General features: G+C 70.4%; 4 protein-coding genes. 3 read left to right on the forward strand and 1 reads right to left on the reverse strand.

The window, feature by feature from the left end:
• Positions 1–79 precede the first annotated feature (79 nt).
• From AC1D2K_RS31475 to AC1D2K_RS31485, 3 genes are all read left to right on the forward strand, one after another.
• On the forward strand, positions 80–1,000 hold the full coding sequence (locus tag AC1D2K_RS31475) for a bile acid:sodium symporter family protein (RefSeq protein ID WP_478093956.1): 921 nt from the start codon (positions 80–82) through the stop codon (positions 998–1,000).
• Between the two features lie 3 nt (positions 1,001–1,003).
• On the forward strand, positions 1,004–2,008 hold the full coding sequence (locus tag AC1D2K_RS31480) for an SDR family oxidoreductase (RefSeq protein ID WP_478093958.1): 1,005 nt from the start codon (positions 1,004–1,006) through the stop codon (positions 2,006–2,008).
• A 61-nt stretch (positions 2,009–2,069) separates the two neighbouring features.
• Positions 2,070–3,008, forward strand: a complete 939-nt coding sequence (locus AC1D2K_RS31485; RefSeq protein ID WP_478093960.1) for an EamA family transporter — start codon at positions 2,070–2,072, stop codon at positions 3,006–3,008.
• Positions 3,009–3,020: 12 nt separating this feature from the next.
• Here the strand turns inward: AC1D2K_RS31485 and AC1D2K_RS31490 are convergent.
• Positions 3,021–3,887, reverse strand: an 867-nt coding sequence (locus AC1D2K_RS31490; RefSeq protein WP_478093962.1) for an SDR family oxidoreductase, incomplete at its 5' end; no start/stop codon positions are given.

The raw sequence follows: 3,887 nt of genomic DNA on the forward strand, positions 1-3,887 counted from the left end.
GGCCTACTACGTTCACAAGGACAGCTATCGCCGCGCGGTGCGCGACGCTGCCGCCGCGCTCGCCTGAGGAAACCCACCCATGCTGCCTGTCGACGAGGTCCGCCTCAATTTCAATCCGGCCTCGCTGATCGCACTCAACGCGGTGCTCGGCTTCCTGATGTTCGGCATCGCGCTGGACACGCGCGTCGCCGATTTCAAGCGCGTGATGCGCATGCCGGTGGCGATGGCGGTCGGCATCGCGGCGCAGTTCATCGTGCTGCCGGCGGTCACCTTCGGGCTCACGCTGCTGCTGAATCCGGCGCCGAGCATCGCGCTCGGCATGATCCTGGTGGCCTGCTGCCCGCCCGGCAACGTGTCGAACATCCTGACCCACCGCGCGGGCGGCAACGTGGCGCTGTCGGTGTCGATGACCGCGATCTCGAACCTGATCTCGATCGTCGTGATGCCGCTCAACTTCGCCTTCTGGGGCGGGCTGCATCCCACGGCGGCACCGCTGCTCAAGGCCATCGCGCTCGACCCGGCCGAGATGGTGCTGCACATCGTGACGATCATCGGCGCGCCCTTCGTCATCGGGCTGGCCTGCTCCCATTGGCTGCCGCGGCTCACCGAGCGCATCAAGAAGCCGGCCCGGATCCTGAGCTTCGTCTGCCTGGTCGGCTTCATCCTGGCGGCGATCGCCGGCAACTGGCGCTACTTCCTCGACTACGTCGGCCTGGTGCTGGTGGCGGTGGTGCTGCACGACGCGCTGGCCTTCGCCACCGGCTATGCCTGCGCCACGGCCACCGGGCTGGCGGAATACGACCGCCGCGCGGTCAGCTTCGAGGTCGGCATCCGCAATGCCGGCCTCGGGCTGGTGCTGATTTTCAGCTTCTTCGGCGGCCTCGGCGGCATGGCGGTGGTCGCCGGCGTCTGGGGCTTCTGGGACATCGTCGCGGGCCTCGGGCTCGCCGCCTGGTGGGCGCGCCGCCCGCTGTCTTCACCGGCCGCGCGTTCGGCCTGAATCATGGATGTAGTTCTGCCCTTCGCGGCACGCCGGGTGCTCGTCACCGGCGCCGACGGTTTCCTCGGCCGCACGGTGGTGGCCGCCCTCGCCGCCCTGCCCGACATCGACTGCGTGCTCGCCCTCGACGTGCGCGAGGTGCCGGCCGCGCGGCGCGTGCCCGGCGTCAGCTATGCGGTGCAGGACGTGCGCGGCGCGGAGCTCGGTGCCACGTTCGGCCGGCACGCGATCGACGCCGTGGTGCACCTGGCCTCGATCGTCACGCCCGGCCCCGGCAGCACGCGCGAGTTCGAGCACTCGGTCGACGTGCTCGGGACCCGCAATGTGCTCGAGGCCTGCGTCGCGCACGGTGTGCGGCACATCGTCGTGTCCTCGAGCGGCGCCGCCTACGGCTACCACGCCGACAACCCGGCGTGGATCGACGAAGACGACGCGCTGCGCGGCAACCAGAGCTTCGCCTACTCGGACCACAAGCGGCAGGTGGAGGAGATGCTGGCCGAATACCGCGTCGACCACCCCACGCTGCAGCAGACGGTGCTGCGCATCGGCACCATCCTGGGCACCCACGTGCACAACCAGATCACGGCGCTGTTCGACAAGCCGCGCATCCTCGCGATCCGCGGCAGCGACAGTCCCTTCGTATTCATCTGGGACGAGGACGTGACCGGCTGCGTAGTCCATGCCATCACCACCGGCCGCACCGGCTGCTTCAATGTCGCCGGCGACGGCGCGCTCACGTTGCCGCAGATCGCGGCGCTGCTGCGCAAGCCGCTGTTGTCGATGCCGGCATCGCTGCTCAAGCTCGCGCTGGCCGTCGGCTCGCGGCTGGGCATCAGCCGCTACGGTCCCGAGCAACTCGACTTCCTGCGCTATCGCCCGGTGCTGTGCAACAAGCGGCTCAAGACCGAATTCGGCTATGTGCCGAAGAAGACCAGCCTGGAGGCGTTCATGGCATTCAAGGCCGCCCGCTGCGCGCAAGGGACACGAGCCGGCCAGGCGTCGGCATGAGCGCGGCGCCGGACCGCTCCAAGCAAGCTCGCGCCGCAGTGCGCAGCACGGAGGCTACCCAATGAACACGACGCTGAGCCGCRGCGACCTCGCCGCCGCGATGGGCGTGGTCCTGATCTGGGGCCTCAACTTCGTCGCCATGAAGCTCGGGCTGCAGGACCTGAGCCCGATGCTGCTCGGCGCGCTGCGCTTCGCCGTCGCGTCGCTGCCGCTGCTGCTGTTCGTGGCGCGGCCGGCCATGCCCTGGCGCTATCTCGCCGCCTACGGGCTGGCGCAGGGTGTGGGCCAGTTCGGCCTGCTGTTCCTCGGCCTGCAGCTCGGCATGACCGCCGGCATGGCCTCGGTCGTGATGCAGACCCAGGCCTTCTTCACGCTGCTGCTCGCCGGGCCGCTGCTGGGCGAACGGGTGCAGCGCAGCCAGTGGCTCGGGCTCGCGGTTGCGCTCGCTGGCCTGCTGGTGATCGCCGCCGCGCACGGCGACGGCCCGGGCCAGATGACCCTGATCGGCTTCATCCTCACGCTGTCGGCCGCGCTGATGTGGGCCGTATCCAACGTGGTGGTGCGCTTCGCGGTGCGGGCCGCGCCCGGCTACGATCCCTTCGGCTTCATCGTCTGGAGCAGCCTGGTGCCGGTGCTGCCTTTCACGCTGCTGGCGGTGGCCACGGACGGCCCGGCGCAGGTGCTGCGCCAGATCGGCGGGCTCGACCTGCGGGCCCTGCTGGCGGTGCTGTTCCTGGCCTGGTTCGCCACCCTGCTCGCCTACACGCTGTGGACCCGACTGTTGCAGCGCCATGCGGCCGGCCGCGTGGTGCCGTTCTCGCTGCTGGTGCCGGTGGTCGGGCTGGCGGCCGCGGCACTCGCCTTCGGCGAGCGGCCGAGCCCGGCGCAGTGGCTCGGCACCGCGGCGGTGCTGCTGGGCCTGGCGATCAACCAGGGCCTCGCCGCCCGAGTCCGGGGCTGGTGGGGGCGCCGGCCGGTACCGGCGCGCAGCCGGCCCTGAAGCGGACCGGCTTCAGCGCTGTGCCTTGTCCTTCTGGTTCTGCGCCTCGATGCGCTCGCGCGCGGCCAGCCAGTCGGCGTCGCTCCACTGGCGCAATTCGTAGAAATTGCCGCCGGTGGCCAGCGCGTTGCCGCCGTCCATCATGATGCTCTGGCCGGTGAGCCAGTCGCACTGGCCGCGCGCCATCAGGAACGCGGCCAGGTTCTGCAGTTCGCTCATCTGCCCGGTGCGCGCCATCGGATTGCTGGCCTTGCTGCGGGCGCCGGGTTCTTCGCCGGGATTCAGGCGCTTGCTCATGCCCTCGGTCGGGATCTCGCCCGGACCCACGGCGTTGAGGCGGATGCCGTAGCGCGCCCACTCGGTCGCCAGCGACTTGGTCATGACCTCGATACCGGCCTTGCTCATCGCCGACGGCACCACGTAGGGGCTGCCGTTGTCGACCCAGGTGACGATGATGCTCATCACGCTGCGGTACGGATCGCCGGCCTTCCACTTGCCCTCCTTGGCCTCGGCCACCCAGCGCTTGCCCACCGCCTGCGTGACGTAGAAGCTGCCGTGGAAGACGATGTTGGCGACCGCGTCGAAGGCCCGCGGCGACAGGCTCTCGGTCGGCGCCACGAAGTTGCCGGCCGCGTTGTTGATCAGCCCGGTCAGGCCGCCGGACTGCCACAGGCTCTCGACCATCTCGTCCACCGCCTGCGCATTGCGGATGTCGACGCCGAAGGTGTCGATGCGGCGGCCCGGGAACTGGCTGCGCCATTCGGCCGCAGTCTCCTCGCAGACGCTCTGGCGCCGGCCGCAGATCGCGACGTCGGCGCCCAGGCTCAGGAAGCGCTCGGCCATCGCACGGCCGAGGCCGGTGCCGCCGCCGGTCACGAG

The organism is Variovorax sp. P1_H12_2 (genome assembly GCF_056405335.1).